Raw genomic sequence first — 223 nt, 5'->3', positions numbered from 1 at the left:
CGCAAGGTCACAAAGATGAATTCGATCCAAACTTACCAACAGATTCAACAGAAGAACATCCAGGTAAGCCAGGCGTTAAGAACCCAGAAACAGGTGAAATCGTAACACCACCGGTGGACGATGTCACAAAACACGGACCAAAAACAGGTACACCAGAAACAAGAACAGAAGAAGTACCGTTTGAAACAAAACGTGAATTCAATCCAAACTTAAACCCTGGTGA

1 protein-coding gene is annotated in these 223 nt (G+C 43.0%); it reads left to right on the top strand.

Translation table 11 applies throughout. The features are described 5' to 3' along the window. The coding region (locus CD113_RS12385) for an E domain-containing protein (protein ID WP_169922564.1) at positions 1 to 223 on the top strand (223 nt) is incomplete at both ends.

Origin of the sequence: Staphylococcus simiae, from assembly GCF_002902085.1 — a bacterium.
Lineage (GTDB): Bacteria > Bacillota > Bacilli > Staphylococcales > Staphylococcaceae > Staphylococcus > Staphylococcus simiae.
Note: the sequence above shows the minus strand (reverse complement) of the source record. Positions and strands in the feature narration are given on the sequence as shown.